Raw genomic sequence first — 16060 nt, 5'->3', positions numbered from 1 at the left:
GTCGTAGCTCCCCTAGCTCGCAACGATGTTGGGGTCGAAGGTGAAGATCACGTAGGTGCCCAGGCCCATGATCAGGATCATCGACACGACCAGGATCGTGTTGAGCCAGAATCGGGTCGAGTCCTTGCGGGAGTAGTCCGCGATGACGGTGCGCAGGCCGTTGCCGCCGTGGAGCTGCGCGAGCCAGAGCATCGACAGGTCCCAGAACTGCCAGAACGGGCTGGACCAGCGTCCGGCGACGAACGCGAAGTTGATGCGGTGCACGCCCTCGTCCAGCATCAGCATGATGAACAGGTGGCCGAGCACCAGGATGATCAGCGCAAGGCCGGACAGGCGCATGAACAACCAGGCGTAGAGCTCGAAGTTGTTCTTCGCGGCACGGCGCGGGGAGCGCGGATTGTCGAGGCTGGCCGGGCGGTCGTACGCCTTGCCGAGAGTCTTGGCTTCAGTCATCTCAGTGCCCCGCAAACATGTTGTAGAAGATGCGACCGGCGGCCGGGATCATCACCACGAACCAGATCGCCAGGACCGTCCAGAGCATCACCCGCTGGTACTGCGGGCCCTTGGACCAGAAGTCCACGAGCATCACGCGCAGGCCGTTGAGGGCGTGGTAGAGCACCATCGCCACCAACCCGAGCTCCATGAGCCCGACGACGGGATTCTTGTAGGTCTCGATGACACTGTCGTAGGTTTCGGGATTCACCCGGACGAGTGCCGTGTCCAGGACGTGGACGAAAAGGAAGAAGAATGTCGCCACGCCTGTGATCCGGTGCAGAACCCAGGACCACATGCCCGGGTCTCCCCGGTAAAGCGACCGTGTGCGCCCCGGTGCGGGAGCGGCTTCAGTCGTGCTGCTCATCGAGTGCTGTGCCTCCAACGTCAATGGTGGACGCGTCGAGCCTCTCCAGCCTCTGGGGGATTCCGCAGCACGGGCTCGACGTGAACCTGAACCGACTTCGACCGACTTTAGTCCTATTCGAAAGTCGGGAACTAATTCGCGTGGCGGTTCGTACGGCCGCCGAATTGCAAGTTAGGTTTGCCTTTCCAACTGTGATCTGGCCCGGCCGGGTCGGTGAATCGTGGAATCGGCCACCGTGACAGGATGGGCAACTATGCCGGACGTAGACTGGAAAACCTTGCGCGCCAAAGCACATGAGGTGATGGGACGCGCGTATGCACCCTACTCCCGTTTCCCGGTGGGGGCCGCGGCGCTCGTGGACGACGGACGGATAGTCGTCGGATGCAATGTGGAAAATGTCTCACACGGAGTGGGCCTGTGCGCCGAATGCGTACTGGTCGGTAACTTGATTTCCAGTGGCGGCGGGCGATTGCGTGCCGTCGCCGTCTGCGACGCTCGCGGAGCCGTCCTGAGCCCGTGCGGGCGCTGCCGGCAGATCCTCGCCGAACACGGTGGCCCCGGCCTCGAGGTCGACACGCACCGCGGACCGCGCCCCATTTCCGAACTGCTGCCGGACGCGTTCGGGCCCGGCGACCTGGACGCGGTGCGCGAGACGGGAGGGACCGACCGTGCCTGACGCCCTGTCGATCATCACCCGCAAACGGGACGGCAAGGAACTCAGCGGCGCCGAGATCGACTGGATCATCGAGGCGTTCACCCGCGGCGTCGTCGCGGACGAGCAGATGGCGGCCCTCGCGATGGCGGTCTACTTCCGGGGCATGACGCGCGCCGAGACCGCCCGCTGGACCACCGCAATGATCGACTCGGGCCGGCGCCTCGACTTCACCGGCCTGGGCCTGCCCACCGTCGACAAGCACTCCACCGGCGGTGTAGGCGACAAGATCACCCTTCCGCTGGCCCCGCTCGTCGCCGCCTGCGGCGTCGCAGTACCCCAGCTCTCCGGCCGCGGACTCGGCCACACCGGCGGCACCCTGGACAAGCTCGAGGCGATTCCCGGCTGGCGGGCGGAAATGAGCACCACCGAGATCGCCGAGATCCTCGCCGACCCGGAGGTGGGTGCCGTCGTCTGCGCGGCCGGCGCCGACCTCGCCCCGGCCGACCGCCGCCTCTACGCCCTGCGCGATGTCACCGGCACGGTCGAGTCCATTCCCCTGATCGCCAGCTCGATCATGAGCAAGAAGATCGCCGAAGGCACCGGCGCCCTCGTCCTCGACGTCAAGGTCGGCTCCGGGGCGTTCATGAAGAACCTGGGCGACGCCCGCGAGCTCGCCCGCACCATGGTCGAGCTGGGCGAGGACGAGGGACTGCACACCACCGCGCTCCTCACCCGGATGGACGTCCCGCTCGGACGCACCGCCGGCAACGCCCTCGAGGTGCGCGAGGCCGTCGATGTACTCGCCGGTGCCGGCCCGCCCGACGTGGTCGAGCTGACCCTCGCCCTCGCCCGCGAAATGCTCGCCGCCGTCGGCCGCGACGACGTCGACCCCGCGGACCGGCTGCGCGACGGCACCGCCATGGACCGGTGGCGCGCGATGATCGCCGCGCAGGGCGGGGACCCCGACGCACCGCTGCCCACGGCCCGGTACACGGAGGAACTGCGCGCACCCGGCGACGGCGTGCTGGCCGAACTCGACGCGATGGCGGTGGGTGTGGCCGCATGGCGACTCGGCGCCGGGCGGGAACGGCAGGGCGAACCCGTGCAGGCCGCAGCGGGGATCGAGCTGCACGCGAAGCCGGGGGACCGGGTCCGCGCCGGGGACACGATCGCCACCCTGCACACCGACACTCCGGCGAAGTTCCCTGCCGCGATGGCGACCCTCGGCGAGGGCGTGCACATCTCCGATTCCGCGCCGGCGACACGGCCGCTCGTCGTCGAGCGGATCACCGCCTAGCCGACTACCGTCGGGGCATGACGGAGCCGGCGACGACGACACTGACCGAACCCGCCCTGCGGACCGCGCCGAAAGTGCTTCTGCACGACCACCTCGACGGCGGTCTGCGGCCGGGAACCGTGCTCGAACTGGCCGATGCCTGCGGATACCGGCTGCCGGCCGGCACGGAGCCCGAGCTGGCGCGCTGGTTCCGGGACTCGGCCGACAGCGGGTCGCTCGAGCGCTACCTCGAAACGTTCGCGCACACCGTGGCCGTCATGCAGACCCCGGACGGCCTCGAGCGAGTCGCCCGCGAATGCGTGCTCGACCTCGCCGCCGACGGCGTCGTCTACGCCGAGGTCCGGTTCGCGCCCGAACAGCACCTCGAGCGGGGGCTCGACCTGGACTCCGTGGTCGAGCACGTGCTCGAAGGTTTCCGATCGGGGGAGTCCGCGGTGGAGGCCTCCGGGGCCCAGCCGATCCGGGTGCGGCTGCTGCTCACCGCGATGCGGCACGCCGCCCGGTCCCGGGAGATCGCCGAACTCACGGTGCGGTTCCGCGACCGCGGCGTCGTCGGGTTCGACATCGCCGGCGCCGAGGCCGGCTACCCACCGAGCCGGCATCTCGATGCCTTCGAGTACATGCGCGCCGCCAACGCGCACTTCACGATCCACGCGGGAGAGGCATTCGGACTGCCGTCCATCCACGAGGCCATCGCGTTCTGCGGCACCGACCGCCTGGGCCACGGCGTGCGCATCGTCGACGACATCACCGTCGCCGAGGACGGCACCGCCACCCTCGGCCTGCTGGCGAACTACGTGCGCGACAAGCGGATCCCACTCGAGCTGTGCCCGAGTTCGAACGTGCAGACCGGTGCCGTCGACACCCTCGAACGGCACCCGTTCGACCTGCTGGCGCGTCTGCGGTTCCGGGTCACCGTCAACACCGACAACCGGCTGATGAGCGACACCACGATGAGCAAGGAGATGATGCGGCTCGTCGAGACGTTCGGGTACGGATGGTCCGACCTCGAGCGGTTCACGATCAACGCGATGAAGTCCGCGTTCCTGCCGTTCGACCAGCGGCTCGAGCTCATCGACAACGTGATCAAGCCCGGCTACGCCGTCCTGATCGGCTGACGGTACCGCCGGCGGTCGTCACCTCGTAGGGTCGAGGTATGAGGGACCGCGTCCCGCCCTCGGCAACTCTCGGCGACGTGCTCGCCGCGCGCCGCCGCCGCCGGTTCGTCGGGCGTTCGGCCGAACTCGAACTGGTACGTGCCGCACTCGACGCGCCTCGATCCCCGTTCTCGGTGCTGTACCTGTACGGACCCGGAGGGATCGGCAAGACGAGCCTGCTCGACGAGGTCGCCGATCTCGCCGTGGCTGCCGGATCCGCTCTCGTGCGTCTCGACGGGAGAGACCTCGTCCCCGACCCGGTTGCCGTGCTCGCGGCTTTGGCGGACCACCTCGACGTGGACGCGGACCGAATCGCCACCACCTCCGGGCAACGGCTCGTGACGGTGATCGACACGTACGAGGCACTCGCACCGATCGACGGCTGGATCCGCCGGAATCTGCTGCCGCGGTTGCCGGAAGACGCGATAGTCGTGATCGCGGGACGGAATCCACCGTCGCCGCAGTGGCGGTCGGATCCGGCATGGGGCGATCTGCTGCGAGTGGTGTCGCTGCGCAACCTCGCGCCACCGGAGAGCGTCGAGTACCTGCGCGCCGCCGGGGTCCGCGACGACCTGCACGAGCGCCTCTGCCGCGTGGCCCACGGCCACCCGTTGGCGCTGTCGTTGCTCGCCGACGCGGTGCTCCGCGGCGGCAGCGCCGACGCGGATCCGCTGACCCCCGACCTCGTGGGGACGCTGCTGCACCGGTTCGTCGACGAGGAACCGGGCACTGTCCGCCGTCGGGCACTCGAGGTGTGCGCCCTCGCCCGCGTGACCACGGAATCGCTCCTGCGGGACGCGCTCGGGGCGGACGACGACTGCGCCCACGACGCGTTCCGGTGGCTTCGGGGCCTGTCCTTCGTCGAGACCGGAGCCGACGGTCTCCATCCTCACGACCTGGCCCGCGACGTCATCGACGCCGACCTGTGGTGGCGGGACGCCGACAGCTACGCCGACGTCTTCCGCCAGGTGTGGCGGCACATCCACCGGGCGCTCGACTCGGCGACCGGCCGGCGGCAACAGCAGGCGATCTTCGATCTGAAGTTCGTGTTCCGCAACCTCGCCGGCGTGCTGTCGCCGGTGCAGTGGGAGAGCTGGGGCCGGCACTATCCCGAGCCCGCCACCGTTGCCGACCACGCGGCGGTCGTCGAGCTGGTCCGGGCTGCAGAGGGCGAGGAATCCGCACAGCTCGCACGGTGGTGGCTCGCACGGCAACCGGACGGCTTCTTCGTGCTCCGGGACCTGGACGGGACCGTCCGCGGGGTGATCGGGCTGCTGGACCTCACCCGCGCCACCGAGGCGGATCGGGTCGGCGACCCGGGCGCCGCGGCGGGATGGCGGGCCGCGCAGCGATGTACGCCGCTGCGCGAGGTCGAGGTCGTCACCCAGACCCGCTTCGTCGTGGACCGGGAGGCGTACCAGGACCCCTCGCCGACGCTCAATGCAGTCCCGATTCTCACGATGCAGCGATGCCTTACCACTCGGGGTCTTGCCTACGACGTGCTCGTCCTGGCCGAGCCGGACCGGTGGGACGACTACTTCGCGGTGGCCGATCTGCCGCGGGTCGACGGCGGCGATTTCGTCGTCGGTCGCCGCCGGTTCGGCTTGTTCGCCCACGATTTCCGGCGCGTCCCGGTCGACGCCTGGCTCGAGCGGGTGACGGAGCGGGCGCTGGCTCGCGGTCCGTCCCCCTCCGTGCCCGGCGCACCCGTGCTGCTCGTGCTCTCCCAACCCGAGTTCGCGCAGTCGGTCAAGCAGGGACTGCACGACCTGCGGCGACACGACCTCCTCGCCCGCAATCCGCTGCTGCGAACTCGGGTGCTCCACGACCGGACCGGCTCCGGGGAGCCTGACGCTGCGCTGCTCGAGGAGGTGCTGCGCGACGCGGTCACCACCCTGGCCGACCATCCCCGCGACGACAAACTGCTGCGGGCCGTGGACCGGACGTACCTGCGACCGGCCGCGACCCAGGAATCGGCCGCAGCGGCGCTCGGCCTGCCGTTCAGCACGTATCGCAGGCATCTGACCGCAGGGGTCGAGCGGATCGTGTCCTGGCTGTGGGACCAGGAGGTGTACGGCCGCCGGCAGTGAGCACAGTCGAGTACCGAACGGACTGGTGACCGAGCAGATTCCGGCCGCATGCTTCTCGCACTCGAACGAGGAGGTGCCGGAAATGACGACACGAATCGGTGAGCGTGCCGTGGTACTCGGAGCGGGAACGGCCGGTCTGCTGGCCGCACGGGTGTTGTCGGATGCGTACTCGGATGTGGTGGTGATCGACCACGACAGGCTGCCGGACGGCGCCGCGGCGCGGCGCTGTGTGCCGCAGGGACGCCACATCCATGTGCTGGTGGCCGGCGGGATGCGCGCCATGGAGGAGCTCCTGCCCGGCCTCACCGCAGAACTCGTCGCAGACGGGGCGCCGATGGTGGACCAGTGCGGCGACGTGCGCTGGTATCTCGGCGGCCACCGCCTCCGGCAGGCGGCAAGTGGCCTGACGGCGGTGAGCGCGAGCCGGCCGAATCTCGAACGTCGGATACGGTCCCGCGTCGCCGCACTACCCGGAGTGCGGATCGTCGACCGGTGCGACGCCCTGGGGCCGACCGTGAGCAGTGACGGTCGACGGGTCACCGGCGTGCGCGTGCTCCGCAGGGCGGACGGCAGCGTCGAGGAAGTCCTCGACGCCGACCTCGTCGTCGACGCCACCGGGCGCGGTTCGCGAACCCCGGCGTGGCTCGAGCAGCTCGGATACCCCCCGCCCGCGCGGGAGGAGGTCCGCGTCGATCTCACGTACGTCACCCGCACCTACACTGCCGATCCGGCACACATGGGCAGCGACCTGGGCATTCTGCTCGCGCCGTCCCCGCCCGACCCGCGCGGCGCCGCTCTCCAGACGATCGAGAACGGCCGCTGTCTCGTGACGGCGGTGGGCATGCTCGGTCAGCGGCCTCCGGCCTCACCGGAGGGCTGGGTGGACTTCGTGCGGTCCTTGCCGTGGCCGGACGTGTACGACGCGATCCGGGACGCCGAACCGCTCGACGCACCCCGGTCGTACCACTTTCCGGCAAGCCGACGCGTGCGCTACGAGCGGTGCCGGCGGCTGCCGCAGGGACTGCTGGTGATCGGCGACGCGGTGTGCAGCTTCGACCCGATCTACGCGCAGGGAATGAGCGTCGCGGCGTTCGAAGCCGTGCTCCTCGCCGAACACCTGGCCCGCGGCCGGGAACCGGACCCGCACCGGTGGTTCCGGGACGTGGCGAAGGTCGTCGCCGTGCCCTGGGACATGGCGACCGGCGGAGACCTCGCCTGGCCGGAGGTCGAGGGCCGGCGCGGCGCGAAAGTGCGCGTGGCCAACCGTTATCTGCCGCTCGTACACGCCGCTGCCGTACAGGATGCCGAGGTGGTCCGGGCATTCTTCCGCGTCGCGGCGATGGTGGACCCGCCGGGCAAACTGTTCGCCCCGCCGATGCTCCGCCGGGTGCTCCGGCGATCGGTCAGTGCTTGTGCAGCCGGGCCTCGAACTCCCGCTCGAGAGCCCGCCACGCCTCGGCCTCCGCGGTGAACGGCGCGCTGGGCGCGAGCCGCGTCGGATCCGGTTCGAGCACGTAGTTGACGAACCAGCCCAGCTCGGTGGAGCCGGCCAGCGCGGCGTCGGTGCTGTCGTCCTCGGCGTAGTTCGCGGCGTCGGTGAACAGCTCGACCGCCAGATCCAGCTGATCGGCGTCCACCGCCTCCGTGCCGTGCTCGATGTCGTCGGCGATCCCGGGCAGCACGTACACGTTCTCGTCCGTCACGTCGATCTCGAGGGAACCGTCCGTCGCTGCGTGCCGGATGTCGTCGTAGGTGTTCAGCGCCGCCAGATCGTGGTCGTGGTGGTCGGCCAGATAGCGCGCCAGGGCGCGCTCGGTGGGGAACACCATTATCGTCCCGTCCCGGCCGAGGAACAGCGCATCGTCGTCGAGGTAGCAGCGCAGGGTGAACCACGTGCCGTCGGAGGCGATGATCTTGACCGGGTCGATTCCGACCGCGGTCCAGAAGCTCGTCTCCTCGTCCCCGTCGACGAACTCGTACTCCTCGTCCTCCGCCTCCTCGGCCGCGTCCTCGGCCTCGACGACGTTCTCCTCGGCCGCGACGAGTTCCGCTTCGGCTTCGGCGACGAGTTCGGGGTCCACCGCGGGTGACTTCACGACGCCGTCGATCGCGTCGAGCACCCCGTCCCAGTCCTCGGCAACGGCCGCGCCGACCCGATTCCACAGTTCCACGCCCTCGCGGCCCTCGAACGCCGCGACTCCGTGGCTCAGCAGCGCCTCTATCTCGGCCCGCTCGAAGAACTTCGTCACCGGCTCGAGTTCACACACGTCGCCGAGGACGGACGCGATGTCGAACGTGTTCTGCAGTTCGGCGACGGACTCCGGATCCGCGTCGTCCGCCACGAGTTCCGGCACGCCGATCAAGTCGTACGAATGGCTCTCGTCCGGCTCGAACTCCTCCGCCGCGAGTTTGGACACGACCGGCCAGGCCGGATGCTCGACGAGGTCGTTGTCGGCGCCGGAGCGGACGAACGCGACGAGCTCGGCCACCGCACCGAACGCATACAGATCGTCACCGTGGCCGAGGAACGCCTCCCATTCGTCGTCGCCCTCGCGCCACCGCGGCGCCCAGAGGGTCGCGACGTCGCCGTCGGTGAGACCGAGCTCGATCGGGACGATGTCTCCAGCCATGGTCGCCAAGCCTAGCCATCTCCGGGCCGAAGACATAGCGGGGCGACGGTGAGACAGCCGTCACCCGAGCGCACCGCGGAGTTCCCCGAGCAGACGGGCCCGTTCGGCGGCGGCGACCCGTGCGGCCTCGTGCGCCGTGGCCAGGATCGATGCCGTCACGTCGCGGGTGTGGTGCCCGCGCAGCGCCTCGGCGAGCCACAGTCCGGTCAGGGCGCCGTTGCCGTCCACCTCGGCCCGCACGAGGCCGTCCGGGCTCGTCGCGGTGCCCGAGACCACGCCGAGTGCGGCCACGCAGTCCTGCAGGGCCCCGAGCCGCGTGCGCACACTCTCCACGATTTCCGTCACGCGCTGGTCGCTCGCCGACATCGCGCTCACCACCGGAGCGCCGAGCGAGGACCGGCCGCGTGCCCGTCCTCGCGGCGCGCACGCTGCACATCGTCGTGGGTGGGCAGGCCCAGCCGATTCAGCAGCCCCTCCGGTATGCCTCCGTCCGCCAGTTCCTCGCGGTGCCGCGCAGCGGCCTCGACTGTCGCGCGCCGGCACAGCGACACGATCTGTTCGGCCAGTTGTGCTGTGCCGTAACGTAGTTCGCTCTGATCGATGTGCAGGTCGACGGGCAGGCCCTGTTCGGTGGTGCGTACCGAGACGGTGCCGGCCCGGTTCCGGGCGGTCGCCGTCGTGATGGTCGTCTCCGCGATGTCCATACCGGACTTGGACGCGCACCCACGCCGATCGGTTCCCGTGTTCACCCGGTGGGGCGGAAGAATCCCTGGAATCCCATCTCTCCGTTCGTGGTCCGGATCGGCGACAGTTGGACCGGGTCACCCGCCTCGACCATGAGGCCGTTTCCGACGATCATCGCGACGTGCCCGTCCCACACCGCGAGATCGCCGGGTTGCACCGCGCTCGCGTCGACTGCGGTTCCGACGTCCTGATCCTGGGCGAGGCGTGGGATCTGTACTCCTGCCTGCCCGTACGCCCACTGGGTCAGGCCGCTGCAGTCGAGGCCCTGCCCCGGTGCGGTCCCACCCCACACGTAGGGCGTGCCCTGCTGGGAGAGCGCGTGCCGCACGGCATCGGCCGCCGCGCGATTCGGTGCGACGGCCACGCTGCCGTCCGGTAGCCGCACCTCGGTTCCCTGGCTGCCGAAGGCTCGCAGCTCGCCGTCCCGCGGCACGACAGGTTCCTGCCCCGGCGGTGCAACCGGGGCAGGATCCGGCGGCATCAGCTCTGCCATCCGTGCCGTGTGGTCCGCCAACGTGGAGGTGACCCGGGCCAGGACGTCGAGGCCCGCTGCGATGTGCTCGACGGCCGCCACCAGCAGCATCATCTGCGCCTGTGGGAGTGCGGCGAGGGGAGCGGAGCGTTCGGCCAGCGTCGCGAACGAGTCGATCAGCCGGGCGACCTCGGCGGCACCGGTGAGGACGGTCGTCGTCGCTTCCACCGCGACGTCGGCGATGGCCGTCCCGCGGTCGGCGGCGGCGACGACGTCGGTCAGGGCCCGTTCGCCGCTGCGGACGGCGGCCTCTGCGGCAGCCCCGGCCCAGTCCCACGCGAGCTCGCCCAGCGCGGTCCGGCCCACCGTGTGGACGCCTTCGACCAGTTCTGTGCAGGAGCGCAGTGCCGCGGCCGGATCGGTGGCGACGGTGCCGGTGCCGAACGCCGACAGCAGCTCGGTCAGGGGAGCGGCGAGCAGGTCCACCTCCGGCACCGCGGTCACCGCGGGGCTCCGGCGGCCTCCAGCAGTGCGGATTGGGTGGTGACGGCGCGTTCGTACGCGGCGGCGGTGGCACCGGCGACCGCGCCCATTGCCGCGAAGGTGCCGCCGAGCCGGGTCAGTTCGGTCCGATGGGCGCGGTGAGTGGCCGTGAACGCGGCGAGGAACGCGGTGCCGACCGGACCGAATGCCGGCGCGAGGGGCGCCGGATCGACAGCGTGTGCCTCGGCGGCGGCTTCGTGGAGCCGCTCCGCCATGGCCGCAGCGGTGCGTCCGAACGCCGCGATCGTCTCGGGTCGAGCGCGTACCACGTCGTGGTTTCCGGTGCCTGCGTCCATTCGGGCTGTTCCCCCTCGGTGAAACGGATCGTCCTTCGACCGGTTGGACGCAGCGGGTGGTGCCCCGGTTCCGCGCCGGCGGGCCGGATTTGTTCCCCGCCACGGGGTGTGGGACCTTGGAAGCGAGCCCGGAACCCGGGTTCCCGGACGAGGGGCGCCGTACCCGGTGTGCGACAAGACGGCCCGAGGGAGCCTGTGATGTCGTGGTTGGTGCTGGTGGTGTCCGGGGTGCTGGAAGCGGTGTGGGCCACGGCATTGGACCGCTCCCGAGGGTTCACCCGTCTCGTTCCGACGGTCGTGTTCGTCACGGCGCTGATCGCGAGCATGGCGGGCCTGGCCTACGCGATGCGTCGACTGCCGGTGGGAACGTCGTACGCCGTGTGGGTGGGCATCGGCGGGGTGCTCACCGTGGTGTACGCGATGGCGACCGGGAACGAATCGGTCTCGGCATGGAAGATCCTGTTCCTGACCATGATCGTCGGCGGCGTGGTGGGACTGAAGTTCGTCCACTGACACGGCAGTTCGTCCACTGACACGGCAGTTCGTCCACTGACACGGCAGTTCGTCCACTGACACGGCCGCGGGTGCAGCCGGTGTCCCACTCCCGGTCACCTATTCGACGAAGCCCTCCTGAACCAGCCAGTCGTAGGCGACCTCGGCCGGCTCCTGGCCGTCGACGTCGATCCGCCCGTTCAGTTCGATGAGTGTCTCGTCGGTCAGTTTCCGGGAGACGGGGGCGAACAACTCCGCGATCTGCGGGTTCTCGGTGAGGGTCTCCTCGCGGACGACGACCGCCACGTTGTAGATGGGGAAGAACTTCCGGTCGTCCTCGAGCACGGTCAGATCCAGGGCCTCGATCCGGCCGTCCGTGGTGAACACCTCGCCGAAGTTGCAGTCGCCGCGTGCCGTCGCCTCGTAGATGGCGCCAGTGTCGAGCGTCCTGATGTTCTCGCGTGGCACACCGGATCCGAGCGGAATGCCGTAGGTCTCGAGCATCGGCTGCAGACCGTCGTTGCGGTTGGCGAACTCGGATTCGACGCAGAAGGTGCGTTCGGGGACCGGGATGTTCGCGATGTCGGAGAGCGAAGCCACGCCGAGGCGTTGCGCATTGGCGCTGGTGGCCGCGAATCCGTAGGTGTTGTTCATGGGGGCGGGCGGCAGCCACACCAGACCGTTCTCGCGCAGGTCCTCGTCGCGCACGGCCTCGTACTGGCCGCGCTCGTCGGGGATCGGTTCCTCGTGTCCGAGATAGGCGATCCATGCCGTGCCGGTGTACTCCCACTGCAGATCGACCTGTCCCTCGAGCTGCGCCTGGCGGGCACTGGCGCTGCCGGGGATGTTGGTCAGATCCGTGACGTCCGCGCCCGCCGAGCGCAGCAGGATCACCGCCATCTTCCCGAGGAGGAGGGCCTCGGAGAAGTTCTTCGACCCGACCGAGATGCTCGCACCGTCGAGCGGCTCGACGGACTGCAGCGGGCCCGCGAGTTCGCCGGTGGGGACGAAACCGCCGGCGGTTCCCAACCCGCACGCGACCAGCGTCGCCGCCGCGAGGAGCGCTCCGGCGAGCCGGGACAGAAGGCGTGCGGTCACGAGCGGAGCCCCTTCGGCCGGACCGTGAACTCGAGCATGCGCCCCGCCCAGTCGACCAGAAGGGCGAGCAGCGCCACCAGCAGCGCACCGCTGACGAGGACGGGATAACGGAAGAGGGTGATTCCAGTGACGATGAGGGAACCGAGGCCGCCGGCGTTGATGAAGGTGGCGAGAGTGGCGGTGCCGACCAGCAGAACGAGCGCGGTGCGGACACCGGTCATGATCACCGGCAGGGCGAGGGGCAGCTCCACCCGGAGCAACACGCCGAACCCGGACATGCCGAGTCCGCGCCCGGCCTCGACGAGGGTCGGATCGACACCTTCGATGCCGGTGATCGTGTTCCGCAGGACGGGAAGCACGGCATACAGGGTCAGGGCGACGACGGCGGTGCCGAATCCGAATCCCAGCCAGATGGCCAGCAGCACGAGCAGTCCGATGGCCGGCGCCGCCTGCCCGGCGTTGGCGACGCCCACCGCGACCGGCGCGAGGGCGCGCGACGCCGGCCGGGTGAGGGCGATCCCGAGGGGGACGGCGATCACGACGACGAGGATCGCCGAGACCGCCGTGAGCTCGACGTGTTCCCGGAGGAGAGTCGAGATGGTGATCCATTCGAGCTGGCGGGCCTCGATCGAGTCGAGGTCCGCGTTCGCGCGCCACAGCAGCCAGGCGGCGAACACCACGGCGACGACGAGCGGCAGGACGAACAGCATCGCGGTACCGCCGCGGCGGCGCGAGGGAGGACCCGGGCGGGTACCGGACCCGGCGGTCGACGGTTCGGTGTCGATGCTCATGTCCGGTGTCCCGTCTCGCCGGGGCCTGCGGCCGCGGACTGCGACTCGCCGCCGCGGATCCGTCCGGTCACCGATTCGAAGTTGATCAGTCCCTGGAATTCGCCCTGCCGCCCGGTCACGATCGCGGCCCCGTGCGCGGAGGCGAGCATCGTGTCCAGTGCGTCGTTGAGGGTGGCGTGCCGGTCGAGGGTGACCAGGTCGTCGGGGTCGCCGTCCGGGACGGTGCCCGAACCCTGCAGCTCGCGCACCCACAGCCAGGCCACCGGACGACGGCGCCGGTCGAGGACGACCACGGTGTCGTCCCCGCGCGCCCTGGCGCGTGCGACGGCCTCGTCGGCGGAGCTGCCGACTTCCGCGGTGGTGAGTTCGGCCAGTTCGACTTCCGCGACGCGGCTGAGCGAGAGCTGTTTGAGGGTGGAACCGGCACCGACGAATTTCTCCACGAACGGGCTCGCGGGCGCCGACAGGATCGTCTCGGGGGTGTCGTACTGCGCGACGTGCCCGCCCTCCTGCATGATCAGGATCCGGTCGCCCAGTTTGACGGCTTCGTCGATGTCGTGGGTGACGCACACGATCGTCTTGCGCAGATCTTCGTGGATGCGCAGCAGCTCGTCCTGCAATCGGAGCCGGGTGATCGGGTCCACCGCGCCGAACGGCTCGTCCATCAGCACGACGGGTGGGTCGGCGGCGAGGCCCCGGGCGACGCCGACCCGCTGCTGCTGCCCGCCGGACAGTTCCCGCGGGTAGCGGTCCCGGTACCGGTCCGGGTCGAGGTTGACCAGTTCGAGCAGCTCGGTGACGCGGTCCGCGGTTCGCCGCCGGTCCCACCCCAGCAACCGGGGCACGATCGAGATGTTCTGCGCGACCGTCATGTGCGGAAAAAGGCTGCCGCCCTGGATCACGTACCCGATCCGCCGCCGCAGGTCGTCGACGTCCGCCGACCGGATGTCGTCGCCGCCGATCCGGATGGTTCCGGACGTGGGTTCGACGAGACGGTTGATCATCTTCAGCGACGTGGTCTTGCCGCAGCCCGACGGGCCCACGAACATCACGATCTCACCCGCGGGGATGTGCAGGCTCAGACCGTCGACTGCCGGGCGCGCCTGCCCTGGGAACGTCTTGACCACGTCGATCAGGTCGATGTCGGTGCCGCTGATCCGGGCGGCGGACGAGGACGGCGGGTTCATCTCAGGCACGGATTCCCTTCGAGACGGTGACCTTGCCGAGCGCGAGGAGCAGCGCGTCGAGCGCCAGCGCGAGGACGACCACTCCGATCGTGCCGACCAGGGCCGAGTTCAGTGCATTCGCGCCGCCGATCTGCGACAGACCCGTGAAGATGAACGAGCCGAGGCCGGGACCGAGTACGTACGCGGCGATCGCGGCGATACCCATGGACATCTGTGTCGAGACCCGCACGCCGGCGAGGATGACGGGCCAGGCCAGCGGGAGTCGGACGCGGGTGAGCGAGCCGATCTCACCCATGCCGATTCCCCGCGCGGATTCGACGAGGGTGCCGTCGACGCCCTGCAACCCGACCACCGCGTTGCGCAGGACCGGCAGGGTCGCGTAGAAGGCGACCGCGAGGAATGCCGGTGCCACCCCGATCCCGACGAGCGGGACGAGGATGCCGAGCAGCGCGAAGGACGGGATGGTCAGACCGACGGCACTGAGGGTGTTGGCCACCGGTTCGAGCCGGGGGATCCGGGTGACGATCACCGCGAGCACGACGGCCACGACGGTGGCGAGAAGCACGGCCTGCACGACGAGGCTCACATGCTGGTACGCGCTGAAGGCGATCTGCGCCTTGCGCTCGTCGATGTAGTCCCACATGCCCACCCGTCCCGTCCGCCCGCATGCCCGACTGTCACGATGGCACACCTGCACCGGCGTCGGGGCGAGTCGGGGAAACAGGACCGCGACGGACCGTGCGCATGGGCTGGGCCGGGAAGCACTCGGCGACGGCGGGCGAACGACGGCGTTCTATCCTTCCGGCATGGATTCGCTCGTCGTCGACCACCCGCTCGCCGCTGCCCTCCTGACCACGCTGCGCGACGAGCGCAGCGACAACGCAGCCTTCCGGTACGCGCTGCGCCGGCTGACCCAGATGCTGGTGTACGAGGCGATCCGGGACGCGCCGGTCGAGCAATTCGAGGTGCGGACGCCGGTGGCGACGACGATCGGTGTGCGCCTCCGACAGCCACCACTGCTGGTGCCGGTGCTGCGAGCGGGCCTCGGGATGGTGGAGCAGGCCCACGCGCTCATCCCGCAGGCGCGGGTGGGGTTCGTCGGCCTGGCTCGCGACGAGAAGACGTTCGAGCCGGTGCCGTACCTCGAGTCGCTTCCCGACGACCTGTCCGGCCTGCCGGTGTACGTGCTCGATCCGATGCTGGCCACGGGCGGTTCGATGGTGCACACGATCGACCTGCTGGTCGCTCGCGGGGCGACCGACGTCACGGCGGTGTGCGTGGTCGCGGCTCCGGAAGGTGTGACGGCGCTGTCCGAGTCCGGCCACCCGGTCCGGCTCGTGACCGCATCGATCGACGACGGTCTCAACGAGAACAAGTACATCGTTCCGGGCCTCGGGGACGCCGGTGACCGGCAGTTCGGCCCACGCTGACCTCCTGCGCGGGTCCGCGCGCGGCATCGGTGAACCCCCGAACGACCGGATCGCCGGTTTTGCCCGAATAGTCCGTGTTGTTGCAGGATAACAATAGAGTGTCGGATGAGGTTGGCCGGCGGGTGCCCGGTCGTCCCTGCGCCGGGCGGTGTCCGGGCGGTCGAAATACCAGGCTGGAACGGGTTTTCGGCGCCGAATGCGACGCCGCTGAGGACCCCGGTCCGAGCGGCCGCAGCCGGGACGGGCACCGTCTCGATTCGGGGAAGTTGATCAACTTCCCTTTTCCACGGGCCTGCTCTGGTTACGCTCCCCGTGATCG

General features: G+C 69.9%; 18 protein-coding genes and 1 riboswitch. Of the genes, 7 read left to right on the top strand and 11 right to left on the bottom strand.

Going from position 1 to position 16060, the window contains the following annotated elements:
* Positions 1-12: 12 nt before the first annotated feature.
* Both ACM26Y_RS16780 and sdhC read right to left on the bottom strand, forming a co-directional pair.
* Positions 13-453, bottom strand: coding sequence for a succinate dehydrogenase hydrophobic membrane anchor subunit (locus ACM26Y_RS16780; protein WP_003935734.1), 441 nt, complete (start codon positions 451-453; stop codon positions 13-15).
* Between the two features lies 1 nt (position 454).
* Complete coding sequence (gene sdhC, locus ACM26Y_RS16775; RefSeq protein WP_072786530.1) at positions 455-859, bottom strand: succinate dehydrogenase, cytochrome b556 subunit; 405 nt, start codon at positions 857-859, stop codon at positions 455-457.
* 253 nt (positions 860-1112) lie between these two features.
* Here sdhC and ACM26Y_RS16770 point away from each other — a divergent pair, with 253 nt between their 5' ends.
* The 5 genes from ACM26Y_RS16770 (at position 1113) to ACM26Y_RS16750 (ending at position 7529) form a co-directional block, all read left to right on the top strand.
* Positions 1113-1535: a cytidine deaminase gene (locus ACM26Y_RS16770; protein ID WP_416061412.1), complete on the top strand. Its 423-nt coding sequence runs from the start codon at positions 1113-1115 to the stop codon at positions 1533-1535.
* Complete coding sequence (locus ACM26Y_RS16765; protein ID WP_371383552.1) at positions 1528-2811, top strand: thymidine phosphorylase; 1284 nt, start codon at positions 1528-1530, stop codon at positions 2809-2811. The genes ACM26Y_RS16770 and ACM26Y_RS16765 overlap by 8 nt, the downstream gene beginning before the upstream one ends.
* Positions 2812-2828: 17 nt before the next feature.
* Positions 2829-3929: an adenosine deaminase gene (locus ACM26Y_RS16760; RefSeq protein WP_289378742.1), complete on the top strand. Its 1101-nt coding sequence runs from the start codon at positions 2829-2831 to the stop codon at positions 3927-3929.
* A gap of 38 nt (positions 3930-3967) precedes the next feature.
* On the top strand, positions 3968-6058 hold the full coding sequence (locus tag ACM26Y_RS16755) for an ATP-binding protein (protein WP_416061411.1): 2091 nt from the start codon (positions 3968-3970) through the stop codon (positions 6056-6058).
* Positions 6059-6140: 82 nt separating this feature from the next.
* On the top strand, positions 6141-7529 hold the full coding sequence (locus ACM26Y_RS16750; RefSeq protein ID WP_416061410.1) for an NAD(P)/FAD-dependent oxidoreductase: 1389 nt from the start codon (positions 6141-6143) through the stop codon (positions 7527-7529).
* On the opposite strand, the gene ACM26Y_RS16745 is transcribed toward ACM26Y_RS16750, so the two are convergent.
* The 5 genes from ACM26Y_RS16745 to ACM26Y_RS16725 are packed head-to-tail and all read right to left on the bottom strand — an operon-like array spanning position 7462 to position 10743.
* Positions 7462-8688, bottom strand: coding sequence for a primosomal protein (locus ACM26Y_RS16745; protein WP_416061409.1), 1227 nt, complete (start codon positions 8686-8688; stop codon positions 7462-7464). The two genes, ACM26Y_RS16750 and ACM26Y_RS16745, sit on opposite strands and share 68 nt — an antisense overlap.
* Positions 8689-8748: 60 nt before the next feature.
* Positions 8749-9054 carry a YbaB/EbfC family nucleoid-associated protein gene (locus ACM26Y_RS16740; protein WP_003935726.1) on the bottom strand — a complete coding sequence of 102 codons (306 nt, stop codon included), beginning with the start codon at positions 9052-9054 and terminating at the stop codon, positions 8749-8751.
* Between the two features lie 5 nt (positions 9055-9059).
* On the bottom strand, positions 9060-9392 hold the full coding sequence (locus ACM26Y_RS16735; protein WP_416061408.1) for a hypothetical protein: 333 nt from the start codon (positions 9390-9392) through the stop codon (positions 9060-9062).
* 41 nt (positions 9393-9433) lie between these two features.
* Complete coding sequence (locus tag ACM26Y_RS16730) at positions 9434-10408, bottom strand: C40 family peptidase (protein ID WP_416061407.1); 975 nt, start codon at positions 10406-10408, stop codon at positions 9434-9436.
* Positions 10405-10743, bottom strand: a complete 339-nt coding sequence (locus ACM26Y_RS16725) for a hypothetical protein (RefSeq protein ID WP_371383557.1) — start codon at positions 10741-10743, stop codon at positions 10405-10407. Before ACM26Y_RS16725 ends, ACM26Y_RS16730 begins: the two co-directional genes overlap by 4 nt.
* Positions 10744-10864: 121 nt before the next feature.
* Positions 10865-10931, top strand: a riboswitch (guanidine-III (ykkC-III) riboswitch).
* Between the two features lie 10 nt (positions 10932-10941).
* Here ACM26Y_RS16725 and ACM26Y_RS16720 point away from each other — a divergent pair.
* Positions 10942-11256: a DMT family transporter gene (locus ACM26Y_RS16720; RefSeq protein WP_003935722.1), complete on the top strand. Its 315-nt coding sequence runs from the start codon at positions 10942-10944 to the stop codon at positions 11254-11256.
* Positions 11257-11355: 99 nt separating this feature from the next.
* On the opposite strand, the gene ACM26Y_RS16715 is transcribed toward ACM26Y_RS16720, so the two are convergent.
* The 4 genes from ACM26Y_RS16715 to ACM26Y_RS16700 are packed head-to-tail and all read right to left on the bottom strand — an operon-like array spanning position 11356 to position 14954.
* Positions 11356-12333 carry a glycine betaine ABC transporter substrate-binding protein gene (locus ACM26Y_RS16715; protein ID WP_416061406.1) on the bottom strand — a complete coding sequence of 326 codons (978 nt, stop codon included), beginning with the start codon at positions 12331-12333 and terminating at the stop codon, positions 11356-11358.
* Positions 12330-13124: an ABC transporter permease gene (locus tag ACM26Y_RS16710; protein ID WP_003935720.1), complete on the bottom strand. Its 795-nt coding sequence runs from the start codon at positions 13122-13124 to the stop codon at positions 12330-12332. The genes ACM26Y_RS16715 and ACM26Y_RS16710 overlap by 4 nt, the downstream gene beginning before the upstream one ends.
* A complete protein-coding gene (locus ACM26Y_RS16705) occupies positions 13121-14311 on the bottom strand; it encodes an ABC transporter ATP-binding protein (protein WP_003935719.1) in 1191 nt (396 codons plus the stop codon). Before ACM26Y_RS16705 ends, ACM26Y_RS16710 begins: the two co-directional genes overlap by 4 nt.
* A gap of 1 nt (position 14312) precedes the next feature.
* Positions 14313-14954 carry an ABC transporter permease gene (locus ACM26Y_RS16700; RefSeq protein ID WP_054372193.1) on the bottom strand — a complete coding sequence of 214 codons (642 nt, stop codon included), beginning with the start codon at positions 14952-14954 and terminating at the stop codon, positions 14313-14315.
* Between the two features lie 163 nt (positions 14955-15117).
* Here ACM26Y_RS16700 and upp point away from each other — a divergent pair, with 163 nt between their 5' ends.
* Entirely contained in the window at positions 15118-15741 is a 624-nt protein-coding gene (gene upp, locus ACM26Y_RS16695; RefSeq protein ID WP_054372194.1) for a uracil phosphoribosyltransferase, read from the top strand.
* The last annotated feature ends 319 nt before the right edge of the window (positions 15742-16060 follow it).

Source organism: Rhodococcus indonesiensis, assembly GCF_047782815.1.
In the GTDB taxonomy this organism is placed as follows: domain Bacteria; phylum Actinomycetota; class Actinomycetes; order Mycobacteriales; family Mycobacteriaceae; genus Rhodococcus; species Rhodococcus indonesiensis.
Note: the sequence above shows the minus strand (reverse complement) of the source record. Positions and strands in the feature narration are given on the sequence as shown.